This window comes from Mesorhizobium kamtschaticum, from assembly GCF_056174585.1.
The window spans coordinates 661,757-679,217 of sequence record NZ_CM149691.1; the positions used below are offsets into that span (position 1 = coordinate 661,757).

Annotated in this window: 18 protein-coding genes; 13 read left to right on the forward strand and 5 right to left on the reverse strand. The window is 62.6% G+C overall.

All coding sequences use genetic code 11. From position 1 onward, the window contains the following. Positions 1-4: 4 nt before the first annotated feature. The gene (gene hisB / locus AC0V7N_RS03090) at positions 5-604 is read right to left on the reverse strand and encodes an imidazoleglycerol-phosphate dehydratase HisB (RefSeq protein ID WP_027040708.1); all 600 of its coding nucleotides are present in this window, start codon (positions 602-604) and stop codon (positions 5-7) included. Between the two features lie 224 nt (positions 605-828). Here hisB and hslV point away from each other — a divergent pair, with 224 nt between their 5' ends. From hslV to AC0V7N_RS03115, 5 genes are all read left to right on the forward strand, one after another. Beyond that, positions 829-1,380, forward strand: a complete 552-nt coding sequence (gene hslV / locus AC0V7N_RS03095; protein ID WP_477441558.1) for an ATP-dependent protease subunit HslV — start codon at positions 829-831, stop codon at positions 1,378-1,380. Further along, the gene (locus AC0V7N_RS03100) at positions 1,370-1,894 is read left to right on the forward strand and encodes a GNAT family N-acetyltransferase (RefSeq protein WP_475454598.1); all 525 of its coding nucleotides are present in this window, start codon (positions 1,370-1,372) and stop codon (positions 1,892-1,894) included. The genes hslV and AC0V7N_RS03100 overlap by 11 nt, the downstream gene beginning before the upstream one ends. 3 nt (positions 1,895-1,897) lie before the next feature. After that, positions 1,898-2,497 (forward strand): DUF2585 domain-containing protein, encoded by a 600-nt coding sequence (locus AC0V7N_RS03105; protein ID WP_475454600.1) that lies wholly within the window; start codon positions 1,898-1,900, stop codon positions 2,495-2,497. Between the two features lie 4 nt (positions 2,498-2,501). Then, positions 2,502-3,815, forward strand: coding sequence for an ATP-dependent protease ATPase subunit HslU (gene hslU, locus AC0V7N_RS03110; RefSeq protein WP_475454602.1), 1,314 nt, complete (start codon positions 2,502-2,504; stop codon positions 3,813-3,815). A gap of 172 nt (positions 3,816-3,987) precedes the next feature. Beyond that, positions 3,988-4,947 carry a DUF1402 family protein gene (locus AC0V7N_RS03115; RefSeq protein ID WP_475454604.1) on the forward strand — a complete coding sequence of 320 codons (960 nt, stop codon included), beginning with the start codon at positions 3,988-3,990 and terminating at the stop codon, positions 4,945-4,947. Between the two features lie 260 nt (positions 4,948-5,207). Here the strand turns inward: AC0V7N_RS03115 and AC0V7N_RS03120 are convergent, their stop codons facing one another. Genes AC0V7N_RS03120 through AC0V7N_RS03130 form a run of 3 tightly spaced genes read right to left on the reverse strand, consistent with a single transcriptional unit; the run spans position 5,208 to position 7,880 of the window. Beyond that, a complete protein-coding gene (locus tag AC0V7N_RS03120; protein WP_496627699.1) occupies positions 5,208-6,425 on the reverse strand; it encodes an FAD-dependent oxidoreductase in 1,218 nt (405 codons plus the stop codon). A gap of 17 nt (positions 6,426-6,442) precedes the next feature. Continuing rightward, positions 6,443-6,757: a Rieske (2Fe-2S) protein gene (locus tag AC0V7N_RS03125; protein ID WP_475454606.1), complete on the reverse strand. Its 315-nt coding sequence runs from the start codon at positions 6,755-6,757 to the stop codon at positions 6,443-6,445. A 31-nt stretch (positions 6,758-6,788) separates the two neighbouring features. After that, the gene (locus AC0V7N_RS03130; RefSeq protein WP_475454608.1) at positions 6,789-7,880 is read right to left on the reverse strand and encodes a fatty acid desaturase family protein; all 1,092 of its coding nucleotides are present in this window, start codon (positions 7,878-7,880) and stop codon (positions 6,789-6,791) included. Between the two features lie 168 nt (positions 7,881-8,048). On the opposite strand from AC0V7N_RS03130, the gene AC0V7N_RS03135 reads away from it, so the two are divergent. From AC0V7N_RS03135 to AC0V7N_RS03165, 7 genes are all read left to right on the forward strand, one after another. Further along, the gene (locus tag AC0V7N_RS03135) at positions 8,049-9,080 is read left to right on the forward strand and encodes a LacI family DNA-binding transcriptional regulator (protein WP_475454610.1); all 1,032 of its coding nucleotides are present in this window, start codon (positions 8,049-8,051) and stop codon (positions 9,078-9,080) included. A gap of 380 nt (positions 9,081-9,460) precedes the next feature. Beyond that, the gene (locus AC0V7N_RS03140; protein ID WP_095203101.1) at positions 9,461-10,402 is read left to right on the forward strand and encodes a sugar ABC transporter substrate-binding protein; all 942 of its coding nucleotides are present in this window, start codon (positions 9,461-9,463) and stop codon (positions 10,400-10,402) included. 106 nt (positions 10,403-10,508) lie between these two features. Then, positions 10,509-11,585 carry an ABC transporter permease gene (locus tag AC0V7N_RS03145; RefSeq protein WP_475454612.1) on the forward strand — a complete coding sequence of 359 codons (1,077 nt, stop codon included), beginning with the start codon at positions 10,509-10,511 and terminating at the stop codon, positions 11,583-11,585. 2 nt (positions 11,586-11,587) lie between these two features. Then, positions 11,588-12,355, forward strand: coding sequence for an ATP-binding cassette domain-containing protein (locus AC0V7N_RS03150; RefSeq protein ID WP_027040720.1), 768 nt, complete (start codon positions 11,588-11,590; stop codon positions 12,353-12,355). 114 nt (positions 12,356-12,469) lie between these two features. Further along, complete coding sequence (gene iolG, locus AC0V7N_RS03155) at positions 12,470-13,465, forward strand: inositol 2-dehydrogenase (protein WP_475454615.1); 996 nt, start codon at positions 12,470-12,472, stop codon at positions 13,463-13,465. A 30-nt stretch (positions 13,466-13,495) separates the two neighbouring features. Continuing rightward, positions 13,496-14,290, forward strand: coding sequence for an SDR family oxidoreductase (locus AC0V7N_RS03160; RefSeq protein WP_475454617.1), 795 nt, complete (start codon positions 13,496-13,498; stop codon positions 14,288-14,290). Between the two features lie 451 nt (positions 14,291-14,741). Beyond that, entirely contained in the window at positions 14,742-15,833 is a 1,092-nt protein-coding gene (locus AC0V7N_RS03165; protein WP_475454619.1) for a 3-deoxy-7-phosphoheptulonate synthase, read from the forward strand. 160 nt (positions 15,834-15,993) lie between these two features. On the opposite strand, the gene AC0V7N_RS03170 is transcribed toward AC0V7N_RS03165, so the two are convergent. Next, positions 15,994-16,629 carry a LysE family translocator gene (locus AC0V7N_RS03170; RefSeq protein ID WP_475454621.1) on the reverse strand — a complete coding sequence of 212 codons (636 nt, stop codon included), beginning with the start codon at positions 16,627-16,629 and terminating at the stop codon, positions 15,994-15,996. Between the two features lie 128 nt (positions 16,630-16,757). Here AC0V7N_RS03170 and AC0V7N_RS03175 point away from each other — a divergent pair, with 128 nt between their 5' ends. After that, positions 16,758-17,456 (forward strand): helix-turn-helix transcriptional regulator, encoded by a 699-nt coding sequence (locus tag AC0V7N_RS03175; RefSeq protein WP_475454623.1) that lies wholly within the window; start codon positions 16,758-16,760, stop codon positions 17,454-17,456. The last annotated feature ends 5 nt before the right edge of the window (positions 17,457-17,461 follow it).

The following is a 17,461-nucleotide window of genomic DNA, read 5'->3' on the forward strand; positions in this document are numbered from 1 at the left end:
GGCGTTACCCCTTCAGCGAACCCTTGGTGGAAGGAACCGCGTCCGGCTGGCGCGGGTCGTGCTCGAGTGCAGCGCGCAGCGCGCGCGCCACCGCCTTGAAGCAGGTCTCGGCGATATGGTGGTTGTTGGCGCCATAATGGTTGGTGACATGCAGCGTGATGCCGGCGTTCTGCGCCAGCGCCTGGAAAAATTCACGCACCAGTTCGGTGTCGAAAGTGCCGATCTTGGGCGACGAGAAGGACACGTTCCAGACCAGGAATGGCCGGCCGGACACGTCGATCGCCGCGCGCGTCAGCGTCTCGTCCATGGCAAGGTCGATCGAGGCATAGCGCATGATGCCGCGCCGCTCGCCCAACGCCTTGGTCAAGGCCTGGCCGAGCGCAATGCCGGTGTCCTCGACCGTGTGGTGGTCGTCGATATGCAGATCGCCCTTCGCCCTGACCGTCATGTCGATCAGCGAATGACGCGAAAGCTGGTCCAGCATGTGGTCGAAGAAGCCGACGCCCGTGGCGATATCGGATTTGCCCGAACCGTCGACATGGACCGACACCGAGATGTCGGTTTCCTTGGTCTTGCGGCTGGCTTCGGCGGAACGGGGCGCCATGACCTTGTCCTTGTCTCAGGGTTCAAAGCTCGAGCGACGAGCTTCGAGCATTCACCGGCTTGAAAACGAAAGCCTTCTAGCAGCATGATCCGGCGATTGCCAGTTGCCATCCCGGCCGCTATCGAGCGGTTTGCAATCATTGGTCCCATGCATACATATGGCCGATCAAAGTTACTCGTACCGCGCCAATCGCCTCCTTGGGATCGCGCGAATCGGAGCCAGGAATGTCAAATGAACTGACCATGCACGCCACGACCATCGTGACGGTGCGCAAGGGCAACAAGGTGGTGATCGCCGGCGACGGCCAGGTCAGCCTTGGCCAGACCATCATGAAGGGCAACGCCCGCAAGGTCCGCCGGATCGGCAAGGGCGGCAATGTGATCGCCGGTTTCGCCGGCGCCACCGCCGACGCCTTCACGCTGCTGGAGCGGCTGGAAGCCAAGCTCGAACAATATCCCGACCAGCTGACGCGCGCCTGCGTCGAGCTCGCCAAGGACTGGCGCACCGACCGCTATCTGCGCCGGCTGGAGGCGATGATGCTGGTCGCCGACAAGTCGGTCTCATTGGCGCTGACCGGCACCGGCGACGTGCTCGAACCCGAATTTGGCGTCATGGCCATCGGCTCGGGCGGCAATTACGCACTGGCGGCTGCCCGCGCGCTGATGGACACCGACAAGGATGCCGAGGAGATCGCCCGCAAGGCGATGCAGATCGCCTCCGACATCTGTGTCTACACCAACAACAATTTCGTCATCGAAACGCTCGATGCCGCCTGAGAAGGTGGTGCTCTACGATTTTCGGCCGGTCACTGAAAAAGACCTGCCGATGATCGCCAGCTGGCTCGCCCAGCCGCATGTGGCCCAGTGGTGGGACGATCCGGAGACGGAAATCGCCGAGATTCGCGGTCATATCGACTCGGTTTCGGTCGAGCCGCTGATCGTCGAGCTCGACGGCAAGCCGATCGCCTATCTGCAGAGCTACGACCCGCATCTGGAAGACGACCATCCCTATGCCGACCAGCCGTTCGGCACGCTCGGCATTGACCTGTCGATCGGCCGGCCGGAACTGGTCGGCATCGGACACGGTTCGGCAATCGTGCGCCAGTTCGTCGAGGATCTGTTCGAGGAAGGCGTGCCGCGCGTCATCATCGACCCCGATCCGGCCAATCTCAGAGCCATTCGTGCCTATGAAAAGGCGGGATTCCGGGCCATTGATCGCAGGCAGTCGGTCTATGGCGGCGTCGTTCTGATGGCGATCGATGCCGAAGAAGGCAGGGAAGAGGGGCAATAAAGCATGAACGCATCCGGCGAGGACAAGGACCTCTCGGCCTACGAAAACAGCTGGCGGATGGGGCTGCTGATCGTTGCCGGCCTGATCATCGTCCAGGCGGTGACGCTCTATTTGATGGGCCGGACGCCGATCTGCACCTGCGGCTACGTCAAGCTATGGAATGGCGTGGTGAACAGTTCGGAGAATTCCCAGCACATTACCGACTGGTACACCTTCTCGCACATCATCCACGGCTTCCTGTTCTATGCGCTGGCACGGTTTCTGTTCCCGCGTTCGCCGATCGGCTTGCGGCTGGCATTCGCCGTCCTCATCGAAGGTGGCTGGGAGCTGCTCGAAAACAGCCCGTTCATCATCGACCGCTACCGCGCCGGCACCATCTCGCTCGATTATTACGGCGACAGCATCATCAATTCGGTGTCCGACACACTGGCCATGGTGCTGGGATTTGTGATGGCGCGAAGGCTACCTATATGGGTGATCGTCAGCCTCGCCATCCTTTTCGAACTCGGTACCGGCTATCTCATCCGGGACAATCTGACACTCAACGTGATCATGCTGCTGCATCCGTTCGAGGCCATCAAGCAGTGGCAAAGTGGAATTTAGTGACATGACGACATTTTCTCCCCGCGAAATCGTTTCGGAACTCGACCGCTTCATCATCGGCCAGAAGGACGCCAAGCGCGCCGTGGCCATCGCCTTGCGCAACCGTTGGCGCCGCCAGCAGCTGGAAGGCCAGATGCGTGAAGAGGTGATGCCGAAGAACATCCTGATGATCGGGCCGACGGGCGTCGGCAAAACCGAGATCTCGCGCCGCCTGGCGCGTCTGGCCGGTGCGCCTTTCGTCAAGGTCGAGGCCACCAAGTTCACCGAGGTCGGCTATGTCGGCCGCGATGTCGAGCAGATCATCCGCGACCTGGTCGAAATCGCCATCGGGCTGGTGCGCGAGAAGATGCGCGAAGACGTCAAGGCGCGTGCCCATATCAATGCCGAGGAACGCGTGCTGGAAGCGCTGGTCGGCAAGACGGCGAGCCCGGCGACGCGCGACAGCTTCCGCAAGAAATTGCGCGATGGCGAACTCGACGACAAGGAAATCGAGATCGAAGTGGCCGACACCGGCACTGGCGGCATGCCCGGCTTCGAGATTCCCGGCATGCCGGGCGCCAATATCGGCGTGCTGAACATCAACGAGATGCTGTCGAAGGCGATGGGCGGCAAGAAGACCAAGTCGCGCAAGACGACCGTCAAGGAATCCTACGCGCTGCTGGTCAATGACGAGTCCGACAAGCTGCTCGACCAGGACGAGGTGGTGCGCCGAGCACTCGATGCCACGGAGAATGACGGCATCGTCTTCCTCGACGAGATCGACAAGATCGCGTCGCGTGAAGGCGGCATGGGCGCCGGCGTTTCGCGTGAAGGCGTGCAGCGCGACCTGCTGCCGTTGATCGAAGGCACGACGGTAGCGACCAAATACGGGCCGTTGAAGACGGACCATATCCTGTTCATCGCTTCCGGCGCCTTCCATGTCTCGAAGCCGTCCGACCTGTTGCCGGAATTGCAGGGCCGCCTGCCGATCCGCGTCGAACTGCGCGCGTTGGAGAAGGACGATTTCGTCCGCATCCTGACCGAGACCGAGGCCAGCCTGATCAAGCAATATATCGCGCTGATGAAGACCGAGGGCGTCGACCTGACCTTCACCGACGACGCCATCGATTCGCTGGCCGGCATCGCCGTCGACCTCAATGCCAGCGTCGAGAATATCGGCGCCAGACGGCTGCAGACGGTGATGGAGCGGGTGCTGGACGAGATTTCGTATGACGCACCCGACCGTAACGGCACATCGGTCACCATCGACGCCGCCTATGTGGAAAAGCATGTCGGCGACCTGTCGCGAAACACAGATTTGTCGCGATTTATCCTTTAAAGCACGGCGCCGGCTTGGTCCGGCGTCGGTTCAGGCAACGTGTTCCGGCACAGAACCATGTGTGGCCAGATGGTACCATCTGGCCATCTTTCGTCTTGCCGGGTGAAGAGGCGCTCTCGACTCAACCAAGAGCTTTACCTAGTTTGCGCGGCAATTCTTTAGGCGGCGGCGCATGAAAAAACTGATCCTGGTCATTCTCGGCTTGACGCTGGCGGCGACGCTGTTCGCCGCCGATGCGGCGACATTGGTGCCGCCGGGAAACCGCAATGCCGAGCAGCCCGACATTCCGGGCGCCTCGAGCCGGCGCACGCAGGCGACCAACACCACCTTCCAGGCGAAATACCGCAAGGTCTATGCCTTGCTGCAGAACGACGCCGACCTGCGTGCCAAGATCAAGAATGCCGCTTCCGCCTACGGCATCGATCCCATGCACATCGTCGGCGCCATTGTCGGCGAGCACACCTACAATGTCGACGCCTATGACCGGCTGCAGACCTACTACGTCAAGGCGATCTCCTATCTCTCCAGCAAGCTGTCATTCGCCTATGACGGCGAGGACATCACGGATTTCGTGCAGCGGCCGGAATTCAAGAAATGCGCTGCAATGTCCGACAGCTATGATCTGTGGGAATGCCGCGAGCAGGTGTGGAACCATGCGTTTCGTGGCAAGAATGTTGGCGGCGAGGACTTTCCCGACGACCGTTTCGGCGCCACCTTCTTCCAGCCCTATTATGCCGGCCAGACTTTTGGGCTCGGCCAGCTCAACCCTTTGACCGCCTTGCAGATGAGCGATCTCGTGCACAAGGTGTCGGGCCTGCCGAAGCTCGATGTCGGCGATCCCAATTCGGTCTACAAGACGATCATGGATCCGGACCTGACCTTGCCCTATGTCGCGGCGACGATCCGGAAATCGATCGATGCCTATAAGAGCATTGCCGGCTTCGACATTTCCGGCAATCCGGGGCTGACCGCCACGCTCTACAATGTCGGCAACCCGGAGCAGCGCGCCTATGCGCTGAAGGCGGAGAACGACAAGCGCCGCGCCGCCGGTGAGCCGGAAAAACTGCCGGAGGAGAATTATTACGGCTGGCTGGTCAACGACAAGCTGCCGGAGTTGAAGGCGCTGTTCTAACGAGCTGAGGTTCAGGCCCGTCGCGAGCCGAAGCTCGAGCCGGCCCTTCCCAAGGTTTGCGCCGCCCCTCATTGCCCTGCCGGGCATTTCTCCCCGTATAGTGACGGGGAGAAAGATGCCTTCATCAACGTTTTCGCCAATTTTCAACGCCGCAAGATGAGCGCCGAGGCTGCGCCCGCCCCCTTCTCCCCTTTCACGGGGAGAAGATGCCGGCAGGCAGATGAGGGGCAGCGCAGACCTCGATAATTGGCGCGACGGCCTCAAGCCGCCAGCAACGACTTCAGCTTGACGGCCTGTGATCCCAGCGCCTCCGGCGCCGGCCTGGCCTGCTTGCCGATCAGCATTTCGGCCAGCCTGATGTCGCGGGCAACCGCATTGCCGGGACCGATGCCGCTGGCCGCCACCAGCCTGCCGTCCTCAGCCAGATGGAAAAGGATGAAAGCGCCGTCGCCGAGATCGCGGCGCACGGTGCTGCGGCCCTCATCGGAAAGCCCCGCGATCTGCAGCGACAGGCCACACTGATCCGACCAGAACCACGGCACCGCCGCATGCGCCTCGCCGGCATCAAGCATGTTTTTCGCCGCCAATGCGCCCTGTTCCTGTGCATTGCGCCAGGCTTCGAGCCGCACGCGGCGGCCGCCATAGACGGCAAGCGGGAACGAACAGCAGTCGCCGGCGGCAAAGATGTCGGGATCGCTGCTGCGCAGCTCGGCGTCGACCGCGATGCCATTGTCGATAGTCAGGCCGGCTTCGGCGGCGAGCCCGGCCACCGGCACGGCACCGATGCCGATGATGGCGAGATCGGCTGATATTTCGCGCCCGCCGGCAAGCGTCACGCGCACCTCTTTGCCGTCATCGGCGATGGACGCGATGCCGTCGCCGCACAGGATATCTACACCCTCGGCAACATGCGCATTGTGGATGATTTCGGCGATCTCGGCCGGGACGCCGCGCATCAGGATGCGGGGCTGTGCCTCGATGACGGTGACGGCAGCGCCGAGCTTGCGGGCCGCGGCGGCGAGTTCGAGACCGATGAAGCCGCCGCCAACGATGGCGATGCGGTTGCCGGCGCTGAGATGGGCGCGGATGGCCAGCGCGTCGGCAAAGGTTCTGAGATAGACGCAGCGCGCGCCGAGGCCAGGCATCGGCAGCTTGCGCGGGGTCGAGCCGGTGGCCAGCAGCAGCTTGTCGTAGGCAAGCACCGAACCATCCGCCAGGCGCACCGTATGCGCCGCGCGATCGATCGCCACGGCCTGGACGGAATGGATATGCCGGATCGATTTCTCGGCCAAGATCGCGTCGCTGGCGATCGCCTTGATTTCAGGCGCATCGCTGATCATCGCGTCCTTGGACAGAGGCGGGCGCTCGTAGGGTAGATGCGGCTCGTCGCCGACCAGCGTCACCGGCCCGTCATAGCCGAGATCGCGCAGCGTGAGCGCTGCGCGCCCGCCGCATTCGCCGGCCCCGATGATGATCATGCCCCGCGCCATATCCATCACCCGATCTGAACGAGGACTTTGCCGGCGTCGACCTTGACCGGATAGGTTTTCAGGTTGACGCAGACGGGCGCGCCCCTGGCCGCGCCCGTCTTGTAGTTGAAGCGGCCATTGTGCTTGGGGCATTCGATGATGTCGTGCATCACCAGACCGTCGGCGAGATGCACCTTCTCATGCGTGCAGAGCCCGTCCGTGGCGAAAAATTCGTCGTCGGGGCTGCGGTAGATGGCGAAGGTGCGCCCGCCATGATCGAAGCGCATCACATCCTCTTCGTCGATGTCATCAGCAGCACAGGCCTCGACCCAGTCGCTCATTCAGTCCTCCCGGCAAATCTCGATTGCACGATCACTCGGCCGCGGCGGCGACGGCGTCGTTGTGGAATTCCTCGCGGTACGGCCTGGCGGTCGGCGGCAGTTCGCGTTTGAGGAAATAATCCTCGTTGCGCAGCTGGCGCAGGAAGACCGGGATCATCTCGCGGTAGCCGGCCAGGATCGACGGCGTCGGCGCCGGCAAATCATGCTTGATCAGCGCATGCAGCTTCGGCAGCGCATGATACGGCACCATCGGGAACATGTGATGCTCAACATGATAATTCATGTTCCAGTAGATGAAACGGCTGATCGGGTTCATGTAGACGGTGCGGCTGTTCAGCCGATGATCGGTGACGTTGTCGGCAAGGCCACCATGCTGCAACAGGCCGACCATGACGTGATGCCAGGCGCCATAGAGCCTGGGCAGGCCGACCAGCATCAAGGGTAGGAATGAACCGAAATACAGTGCCAGCGCGATGGTTGCGGCATAGATTGCGGTCCAGATTCGGGCAATGCGGATCGCCTTGCCCTGTTCCTGCTCGGGAATGAAGGTCTTTTCGGCCGGACTGATGTTGCCGACGGCGTTGCGCAGCATGTCCGACATCGCATGCCAGGCATCGAGCACGCCGACAAAGCCGAGGGCGGCGCGAGCCAAATCCGGCGGCCGCATGACCGAGATTTCCGGGTCGCGGCCGACGATGATGGTGTCGGTATGATGGCGCGTGTGGCTCCAGCGCCAGGTCACCGGATTGCGCATGATCATGAAGCAGGCGATCTGATAGACCGCATCATTCATCCACTGCGTCCGGAACGCCGTGCCGTGACCGCATTCGTGCCAGCGTGAATCCGTGGATGAGCCGTAGAGAACGCCATAGACGAAGAAGAAGGGCACGCACCACCATGTGCCCCACAACAAGGCGCCGCCGGTGCCGCTGACGACCAACGCGGCAATCCAGATCGCCGTGTCGCGGATCGCCGGCCCGTCGGAGCGCTGCATCAGCTCCTTCATCTGCTTGCGGGGAATATCGGTGTGATACCACTCGGCCGCCGACAGGCCGTTCTCGACGGCGAGCTTGGCGTCGCGGCCGATCAGGCTGTAGTCACGCCGGGACGGCGCTGTGGACATGATTGCCTCCCTCGGCAAGAGCATCAGCCAGAGCAAATGCCCGCTAGCCCTTCACCTTGAGGCTGAAAAATAGCGCGAGCGAATGATAGACTCAACATCACAAAGATAGTTTCTATCATTTCCTATCAGAATGATGTAGGAAGGCTCGACCACTGCATTGAGGCGAGCATGGCGAAACGGCCGACCATCACCGATCTGGCGCGCATCTCCGGCGTCAGTGTTGCCACGGTGGACCGCGTTCTCAACAGCCGCCTGCCGGTCCGCGAGGACACGGCGCGCCGCGTCTACGAGGCAGCGACCGAGATCGGCTACCACGCAGCCGGCCTGATCAAGCAGCGGATGCGCCATGAATTGCCGGAGTACCGGCTCGGCTTCCTGCTGCTGAGGGGCAATTATGTCTTCTACAGCGAGTTCGCACGCGAGCTTGAACTGGCCATGTCGCGATCGCCGCGTTTTCGCGGCGTCGCCATCATCGACTTTGCCGACTCGCTGGCGCCCGACGAGATCGTCGAGCGAGCGCGCAAACTGGCGACCAAGTGCCGGGCCGTGGCACTGGTCGGGCCGGATCACCCGACACTGACGGTCGCGGTCGAGGAGATGAAGGCAAAAGGATTGCCGGTGTTTTCCCTGCTGTCCGATTTCGCCGCCGGCATTCGCGAGGGCTATGTCGGCCTCGACAACCGCAAGGTCGGCCGCACCGCGGCCTGGATGATTTCGAAGGCGGCAAAGCGGCCGGGCAAGGTCGCGCTTTTTGTCGGCAGCCACCGCTTCCACGGGCATGAGCTGCGCGAGATCGGCTTCCGCTCCTTCTTCCGCGAACAGGCGCCGGACTTCACCTTGCTCGAAACGCTGGTCAATCTGGAAGCCAACCAGATCACGCAGGACACGCTGCTCGAGCTTCTCGGCCGCCATCCGGATCTGGTCGGCTGTTACGTTGCCGGCGGTGGCATGGAAGGCGCGGTCGCGGCGCTGCGGCAGGCCAGGCCCGCCGAGATGCCAGCGGTCATCTGCAACGAGATCACGGCGGTCTCGCGTTCGGCGCTGGCGGACGGCATCCTGACGATGGTGATCTCCACGCCGCTGGCGGCCCTTTGCCGCGAACTGGTCGACCTGATGGCCCATGCCATCGAGGCGGGCGCTGCCAACGCGCCAGGACAGACCTTCTTGCCGTTCGACATCTACCTGCCCGAAAATATCTAGCGATTTCCCACACGCAGATCCTACCCTGTCTACGGATGAAAGAATCCATCATCACTGATGGGGCAGCATCGTCCGGCGATCGGCCGGACAATCGGCGCGTGGCCGGCGGCTTCGCGCATAGCTTGCCCGCATCGACACCAAAAACGCGCATCCGGTTTTGGAATCGCCCTTGACGCCTCGTGGCGAAATGGAATAAATATTTCACTAGCTGTATATTTTGGTTCTTTCGTTCCGGAACGTCTGTTTCAAACAGAGGGTTGGCGTTCCAGCCGAAGCAGGGAATGCGGAACGAAACGATATCAGGGAGAGATTTCCCCGGGGAGATCGGGGATTCCGGATAGATCGGTGCAACCGGACACCAAAAGTGGAGGAGAGATACAATGAAGAAACTGCTTTTGGGCGTCGCCTTCGCGGCGCTGATGAGTTCATCGGCCATGGCCGCCAAGATCGGCGTATCGATGGCCAAGTTCGACGACAACTTCCTCACCGTGCTGCGCAACGGCATGATCGCGCAGGCCAAGGGCATGAGCGGCGTCGAGCTGCAGGTCGAGGACGCGCAGAACGACGTCGCCAAGCAACTGGACCAGATCAAGAACTTCGCCGCTTCGGGCGTCGACGCGATCATCGTCAACCCGGTCGACACCTCGGCCACGCAGGCCATGTCCGACGCTGCCGCCGCAGCGAAAATCCCGCTGGTCTATGTCAACCGCGAGCCGGTCAATGTGAACACGCTGCCCGACAACCAGGCCTTCGTCGCCTCGAACGAGGCCGATTCCGGCACGCTCGAGACCAAGGAAGTCTGCCGCCTGTTCAAGGAAGCCGGCAAGAAGGAAGCCAATGTCTATGTGATCATGGGCGAGCTCTCCAACCAGGCCGCCGTGCAGCGCACCAAGGACATCGACAACGTGATCGCGACGCCGGATTGCAGCTTCATCAAGATCATCGACAAGCAGACGTCGAACTGGAACCGCGACGAAGCCCAGAACCTGATGACAAACTGGCTGTCGACCGGCAAGAAGTTCGATGGCGTCATCGCCAACAATGACGAAAGCGCCATCGGCGCCATCCAGGCGATGAAGGCCGCCAATATCGACATGAAGACCGTTGTCGTCGGTGGTGTGGACGCCACCCAGGACGCGCTTGTGGCGATGAAGGCGGGTGACCTTGATGCGACCGTGTTCCAGGATGCGGCTGGCCAGGGCGCAGGCGCCCTGGACGCGGCGCTGAAGCTGGCCAAGGGCGAGAAGGTCGAACACAAGGTCTATATCCCCTTCCAGCTGGTCACGCCGGCGAACATTGACAAGTTCATGAAGAAGAACTGAGCCACGGACATACGGAGCGGCGCTCTCGCGCAAAGACAGCGCCGCTTCTCTTCCCTCAGCGCCTCCGGGTGCTGAGGAACGACCGCGGCTGACGGAGGATAGAAGATTGTCACAGACATCCCATGGCGTCGGCGGAGTCAGCTATGACGCGAAGAAGCGGACATGGCCGGCCGAATTCAACGTCTTCCTGGCGCTTGTCATCCTCGTCGTCATCTTCGAACTGATCGGCCGCCTCTTTCTCGGCGACAGTTTCCTGTTCAACACCCGCAGCGACGTCTCGGGGATCTTCAACGAGGCCCGCCTGCAGATCATCATCCTGCAGGTGTCGATCGTCGGCATCATCGCCATCGGCGTGACGCAAGTGATCATTTGCGGCGGCATTGACCTGTCTTCCGGCTCGATCGTCGGCGCGACCGCGATGATCGCCATGAGTTTCGCCCAGGTGGCGACCGTCAACGGCAATCCCAACCCCAAGGCGATGTTCCTGGCACAAGGCTGGACCGACCTGCCGGTCATCGTGCCGGTGCTGGTGGCGATCGGCTGCGGCCTGTTTGCCGGCCTGGTCAACGGCGCCTTGATCGCCTACACGCGCATTCCGCCATTCATCGCCACACTCGGCATGATGGTGACCGCGCGCGGCATCGCCAAATGGTGGTCCAAGGGCCAGCCGATCTCGTTTCCCACCGACAGTTTCGCGGCGATCGGCAAGGGCCTGATGCCGGTGATCATCTTCCTGTCGCTGGCGATCCTCTTCCAGCTGATCATGACCTACACCAGGTATGGCAAGCACTGTTATGCGATCGGCTCCAACGAGGATGCCGCGCGCATGTCCGGCATCAAGATCGCCAACCACAAGATCCTCGTCTACGTCATCGCCGGTGTGCTTGCCGCGCTCGCCGCCGTGGTGCTGAGCTCGAAAAACCTCACCGCGCAGTCCGGCATGGGCGTGATGTATGAACTCGACGCCATCGCCATGGCGGTCATCGGCGGCGTTTCGCTGTCGGGCGGTCGTGGTTCGATCGTCGGCACGGTGATCGGCTCGCTGATCTTCGGCGTCATCATCTCCGGCTTCACCTTCCTGCGCCTCGACGCCTACTACCAGGAGATGGTCAAGGGCGTGATCATCGTCGGTGCCGTCGTTCTCGACCAGTGGCGCCAACGCCTGCGGGCATTGAGGGCTTGACCATGTCAGACATCGTCCTGAAGACCGAAAACCTGACCAAGCGCTACGGCGGCGTGCATGCGCTGGAAGGCGCCAACTTCGAGTTGCGCAAGGGCGAGCATGTCGCCATCATGGGCGACAACGGCGCCGGCAAGTCGACCTTCGTGCGCCAGATCACCGCTGTCGAACAACGCACCAGCGGCCAGATCTGGTTCGACGGCAAGGAAGTGAATTTTGCCGGGCCGATCGAGGCCCGCACGGCGGGCATCGAGACCGTGTTCCAGAACCTGGCGCTGGCCGACGACCTCGACGTGCCGTCGAACCTGTTCCTCGGCCGCGAAAAGGTGCTGTTCAATCTCGGGCCGTTCTCGATCCTTGACCGCAAATACATGCGCAAGGCAACCGAAGCCGCGCTGATCCGCACGGCGGTGAAGATACCCAATCTGTCCAACACCATCCGCCACATGTCGGGCGGCCAGCGGCAGTGCGTGGCGATCGCCAGGACGGCAACCTTCGCCTCCAAGCTGATCATCATGGACGAGCCGACGGCAGCCCTTGGCGTGCAGGAAACGGCGCAGGTCGAAAACATCATCCGCACGCTGAAGGACAATGGCGAGCCGCTGATCCTGATCAGCCACAATATGCGCCAGGTGTTCGACCTTTGCGACCGCATCGTCGTCTTCCGGCGCGGCCGCATCGTCGCCAATCTGCGGAAGGAGAACACCGACGGCCAGGATATCGTCTCCTACATCACCGGCGCCAAGACCGGAGAGGCGGAGCTCGCGGCCTAAAGCCGGGCGTGGAGGCGGCGGTCATCGCCTCCCTGTCGATGTCATCTTGACCGGAAAATCACCCGCGCCCATGACCGGCGCCGACAGTTTCGAACCACCTTCAAAGGACATTCCATGACTCTCCGCTTCGCCCTCCTCGGTGCCGGCCGCATCGGCAAGGTCCATGCCCGCGCCGTCGGTTCCAATCCGCAGGCCAAACTGGTTGCCGTCGCCGACGCCTTCGAGAAGGCGGCAAAGGAACTGGCATCGGCCTATGGCGCCGAGGTGCGTACGATCGACGCCATCGAAAAATCCGCGGATATCGACGCCGTCGTCATCTGCACGCCGACCGACACCCATGCCGATCTGATCGAACGCTTTGCCAAGGCCGGCAAGGCGATCTTCTGCGAGAAGCCGATCGACCTCAGCGTGAAGCGCGTGGAAAAATGCCTGGCCGTGGTCGAGAAGGCCAAGGCAACGCTGATGGTCGGTTTCAATAGGCGCTTCGACCCGCATTTCGCCGCCGTGCGCAAGGCGATCGACGACGGCGCCATCGGCACCGTCGAGATGGTCACCATCACTTCGCGCGATCCCGGCCCGCCGCCGCTGGACTACATCGCCCGCTCGGGCGGCATTTTTCGCGACATGACCATCCATGATTTCGACATGGCGCGCTTCCTGCTCGGCGAGGAGCCGGTGGCGGTCAGCGCGCATGCGTCTGTGCTGGTCGACAAGAAGATCGGTGCTGCCGGCGATTTCGATAGCGTCAGCGTCATCCTGGAAACCGCTTCCGGCAAGCAGGCCGTCATCTCCAACTCGCGCCGCGCCACCTATGGCTACGACCAGCGCATCGAGGTGCATGGCTCGAAAGGCATGATAGCTGCCGAAAACCAGCGGCCGGTGTCGATCGAACTGGCCAATGAGAAGGGCTATACGCGCCCGCCGCTGCACGACTTTTTCATGACCCGCTACCTCGACGCTTACGCCAATGAGATTGCTGCCTTCATCGCCGCGGCGACCTCGGGCAAGAAGGCGGCGCCGAGCGGCGCCGATGGCCTCGTGGCATTGAAGTTGGCGGATGCTGCGCTGAAGTCGGCGACCACGGGCAAGACCGTGCGCCTCGACAAGTAAGAACCGGACCCAAGCCACAGGAGCAAAGCGATGAGCGCATCAGCCGATCGCAATTCGAAAACACGCGCCATCGTCACCGGCGGCGCGCAAGGCATCGGCTTTGCCGTCGCCGAGGCGCTGGCCGACGAGGGCTGCCGGGCGCTGGCGCTCATCGGCCGCTCGCAGGAGAAGGGCGACAAGGCGGTCGCCACCCTCAAGAAGTCAGGCGTCGACGCCATCTTCATCAGCGCCGACGTCTCGAAGGTGGCCGACTGCAAGCGCGCGGTCGCGACCGCGCTCGCCCATTTCGGCACGCTGAACGCGCTGGTCAATGCCGCCGCCACGTCGGCGCGCGGGTCGCTGGTCGAAACGTCGGAAGAGCTTTTCGACCAGATCTTCGACACCAATGTGCGTGGACCCTTCTTTCTGATGCAGGGCCTGGTGGCACATCTCCTGGAGCGCAAGGCACCGGGCTCGATCGTCAACGTGCTGTCGATGTCGGCGCATGCCGGCCAGTCCTTCCTGACGCCCTATTCGACCAGCAAGGGCGCGCTGATGACGCTGACCAAGAATGTCGCCAGCTCCTATCGAAAGAACCGCATCCGCTGCAATGCGGTGCTGCCCGGCTGGATGGACACCGAGGGCGAAGCGATCGTGCAGAAGAAATGGCATGACGCGCCGGATGACTGGCTGGAAAAGGCCGAAGCCGCGCAACCGATGGGCCAGCTGGTGAAACCGGCACAGCTCGCCGGGCTGATCACCTACATGATCAGCCCGCAAGCCGGCGTCATGACCGGGTCGCTGGTCGACTACGACCAGAACATTGCCGGGGTGGTTGGCGAGTAGCAGCGACGAGCCCAGCGCCTTTCCCTTCGTCATCCACGGGCGGAGCAAGGAGCGTAGCGACGCGGCGCAGACCCGAGGATCCATGCCGGGACTCCGAAGCGTCACTACGGTCCAGAATTCTGCTCCGCTCACTCGACGGCAGAGGTCGCGGCATGGATCCCAGGGTCTCCGCGACGGAGCTTCGCTCCTGCTTCGCCCTGGGATGACGAAATCGGGGACTTCGACCTACCCGGAATTGACCGTCGTCAAGGGCACGTGACAAACGCCTCCGCATCGACTATATGAGCCGCATGATCAACCTGTCCGCCACGTATTGGTACTTTAGGAGCTCGCTGGCGGCGGGAGGATTGCGCTCGATCTGAAGATTGCAGCAACAACATCCGAACAGCCGCCAGACCTGGCGGCTTTTTTGTTTCAGCCGGCAGGTCTCCTAAACCAGGAGCAGAAAGCCGTGTTGACCACCACAGATGACCTTCGGGTCAAGGAAATCCGAGAACTGAGTACGCCGGACCAGGTGATGCGGGAGATTCCGCGCACGCTGACGGCGACGCGCACCGTGAGCGCCTCACGCAATGCCATCCACGCCATCCTGAACGGCACCGACGACCGGTTGCTTGTCGTCGTCGGACCCTGTTCGATCCACGATCCGGTCGCGGCCGTTGACTATGCCAGCCGTCTGGCGGCGCTGCGCGAGACCCTGTCCGACCGGCTCGAGATTGTGATGCGTGTGTATTTTGAAAAGCCGCGCACGACGGTCGGCTGGAAAGGCCTGATCAACGATCCCGATCTCGACGGCAGCTTCAACATCGACAAGGGGCTGCGGATGGCGCGCAACGTGCTGTCGGCCGTCAACAATCTCGGCCTGCCGGCGGCGACCGAATTCCTCGACATGACCACGCCGCAATACATTGCCGACCTCGTCGCCTGGGGCGCTATTGGCGCGCGCACGACCGAGAGCCAGATCCACCGCGAACTGGCATCCGGCCTGTCCTGCCCGGTCGGCTTCAAGAACGGCACAGACGGCAATCTCAGGATTGCCGCCGAGGCGGTGAAATCCGCCGCCCAGCCGCACCATTTCATGGCGGTGACCAAGGGCGGACGCAGCGGCATCGCGACGACCACAGGCAATGAGGACTGCCATGTCATCCTGCGCGGCGGCGTTCAGCCGAACTATGACGCGGCTAGCGTCGAGGCGGCCAGCGTCGAACTCGCCCGTATCGGCGTCGCGCCCCGGCTGATGATCGATGTCAGCCACGCCAACTCGGCCAAGAAGCCGGAGAACCAGCCCAAGGTCGCGGCCGACGTGGCGGGCCAGGTCGCTGCAGGCGACGAGCGCATCATCGGCCTGATGATCGAGAGCAATCTCGTCGCCGGCCGGCAGGACGTGGTGCCCGGCAAGCCGCTCGTTTACGGCCAGAGCATCACCGATGGCTGCATCGACTGGACGACCACCGAGACCGTGCTGCACGGCCTTGCCGGTGCCGTCGAGTGGCGCCGGTCGGCACGCCGCGCCATGCTGGAAAACCGGCAGGGCGCCGCCTGATACAATGACGATGTGGGAAGGGCGGCGCTAGAGCATGATCCCGAAAAGTGGGAACCGGTTTTCTCGGACAAACGGTTTTCGTTTGTCCAGAGATCATGCTCCAACAAAGAGTTAGATTAGGACGACGATTCAACCGAACGTCATCCTGATCTAACGCAGATTACGCCGCCCTCAACCCTTCCCAAGCGGTGAACACGGAGACCGCAAAGAGCAGCAGCCCGGCCGCCCGGCCGGCAAGAATGGTCGCCCGCGGATTGGCGATCAGAAGGTTTCGGCTGCGGCCGGCAGTGATTGCGAGCCCGCCGTAGATCGCGGCCTGCGTGATGACCGTCATCAGGCCCATGATTGTCGCCTGCGCCCAGATCGGGCCGTAGTCCGACTTCAGAAACTGCGGATAGACGGCAAGGACGAACAAATAGGCCTTCGGGTTGATCAGGCAGGTCACCAGCCCCTGGCGAAATGCCTTCCAGGCGGAGCGGCTGCCGGCTGGCCCGTCATTGCCGACGGTGATGGAGCTGCGCATCAGTGTGATGCCGATGAAGGCCATGTAGGCGGCGCCGGCAAGCAGCAGCGGCGTGAACAGGATCGGCACGAAATGCATCAGCAGGCCGACGCCGATGGCGCCGTTCAGCGTATGCACCATGCCGCCGACCATGATGCCGCCGGTTGCGGCCAGGCCCCTGTCGCGTCCGCCGGTCAGCGCATTGGCCAGCACGAACAGCATGTCCATGCCCGGAACGACGATGATGCCGAACAGCAGGATAAAGAAAAGCCAGAGATTTTCGGCATAGCCCATGTCAGTTGCCTGTCGCCTCGCTCCGCTAAGCCGCAGCGGAACCTGTTGATTTTCAATTCGATAGGCAGTCCTATAGGTCGACCCAACTGACAGTGTAGTGTCAGTTGTGATCGGAGCCGGGTGAGGAAATGCGCAAGGCGTCACGCCTGTTCGAGATCATCCAGATCCTGCGGCTGGCGCGGCAGCCGGTGACGGCAGCAATGATCGCCGAGCAGCTGGAGGTGACTGTTCGTTCGATCTATCGCGATATTGCTGCCCTGCAGGCGATGCGCGTGCCGATCGAAGGCGGACGCGGCATCGGCTATATATTGCGCCCCGGCTTCGACCTGCCGCCGCTGATGTTTTCGATCGAGGAGATGGAGGCGATCGTGCTGTCGCTGGCGCTGCTGGAGCGCACCGGCGACGACGAGCTCAAGCAGGCGGCCAAACGCGTCAGCGCCAAGATCGCCGGCGCGGTGCCGCAGCCTTTGCGTCAGACATTCGAAGCCAATGCACTGCATGCCTGGGGTTTCGCCGCGCCTTCGGCCGGCACGATCGACCTGGCGCTGGTGCGCCGCGCCATCCGCGACGAGGAGAAGCTCGACCTCTCCTATCGCGACGAAATGGGCCGCGCCTCCGAGCGCCTCATCCGCCCGATCGCGCTGATCTACTATGCCGAGACCGCCAACATCGTCGCCTGGTGCGAGCTGCGCCAGGCGATCCGCAATTTCCGCAGCGACCGCATCGAGGATTGCCAGCCGACTGGGCTACGCTTCAAGGGCGAAGGCGATCGCCTGCGGCAGATCTGGGTGAACGGCTGGGAGATCAACGCCGCTGCCGGTGGTTGAGGAAG

Excerpts from the sequence above, each read along its gene's own strand:
- AC0V7N_RS03170 (WP_475454621.1), bottom strand. The coding sequence starts at position 16,629 with ATGGGCTATGCCGAAAATCTCTGGCTTTTCTTTATCCTGCTGTTCGGC.
- hisB (WP_027040708.1), bottom strand. The coding sequence starts at position 604 with ATGGCGCCCCGTTCCGCCGAAGCCAGCCGCAAGACCAAGGAAACCGAC.
- AC0V7N_RS03175 (WP_475454623.1), top strand. The coding sequence starts at position 16,758 with ATGCGCAAGGCGTCACGCCTGTTCGAGATCATCCAGATCCTGCGGCTG.
- AC0V7N_RS03100 (WP_475454598.1), top strand. The coding sequence starts at position 1,370 with ATGCCGCCTGAGAAGGTGGTGCTCTACGATTTTCGGCCGGTCACTGAA.
- AC0V7N_RS03125 (WP_475454606.1), bottom strand. The coding sequence starts at position 6,757 with ATGAGCGACTGGGTCGAGGCCTGTGCTGCTGATGACATCGACGAAGAG.
- AC0V7N_RS03105 (WP_475454600.1), top strand. The coding sequence starts at position 1,898 with ATGAACGCATCCGGCGAGGACAAGGACCTCTCGGCCTACGAAAACAGC.
- iolG (WP_475454615.1), top strand. The coding sequence starts at position 12,470 with ATGACTCTCCGCTTCGCCCTCCTCGGTGCCGGCCGCATCGGCAAGGTC.
- hslU (WP_475454602.1), top strand. The coding sequence starts at position 2,502 with ATGACGACATTTTCTCCCCGCGAAATCGTTTCGGAACTCGACCGCTTC.
- AC0V7N_RS03120 (WP_496627699.1), bottom strand. The coding sequence starts at position 6,425 with ATGATCATCATCGGGGCCGGCGAATGCGGCGGGCGCGCAGCGCTCACG.
- AC0V7N_RS03160 (WP_475454617.1), top strand. The coding sequence starts at position 13,496 with ATGAGCGCATCAGCCGATCGCAATTCGAAAACACGCGCCATCGTCACC.
- AC0V7N_RS03140 (WP_095203101.1), top strand. The coding sequence starts at position 9,461 with ATGAAGAAACTGCTTTTGGGCGTCGCCTTCGCGGCGCTGATGAGTTCA.
- AC0V7N_RS03115 (WP_475454604.1), top strand. The coding sequence starts at position 3,988 with ATGAAAAAACTGATCCTGGTCATTCTCGGCTTGACGCTGGCGGCGACG.
- AC0V7N_RS03150 (WP_027040720.1), top strand. The coding sequence starts at position 11,588 with ATGTCAGACATCGTCCTGAAGACCGAAAACCTGACCAAGCGCTACGGC.
- AC0V7N_RS03135 (WP_475454610.1), top strand. The coding sequence starts at position 8,049 with ATGGCGAAACGGCCGACCATCACCGATCTGGCGCGCATCTCCGGCGTC.
- hslV (WP_477441558.1), top strand. The coding sequence starts at position 829 with ATGTCAAATGAACTGACCATGCACGCCACGACCATCGTGACGGTGCGC.
- AC0V7N_RS03130 (WP_475454608.1), bottom strand. The coding sequence starts at position 7,880 with ATGTCCACAGCGCCGTCCCGGCGTGACTACAGCCTGATCGGCCGCGAC.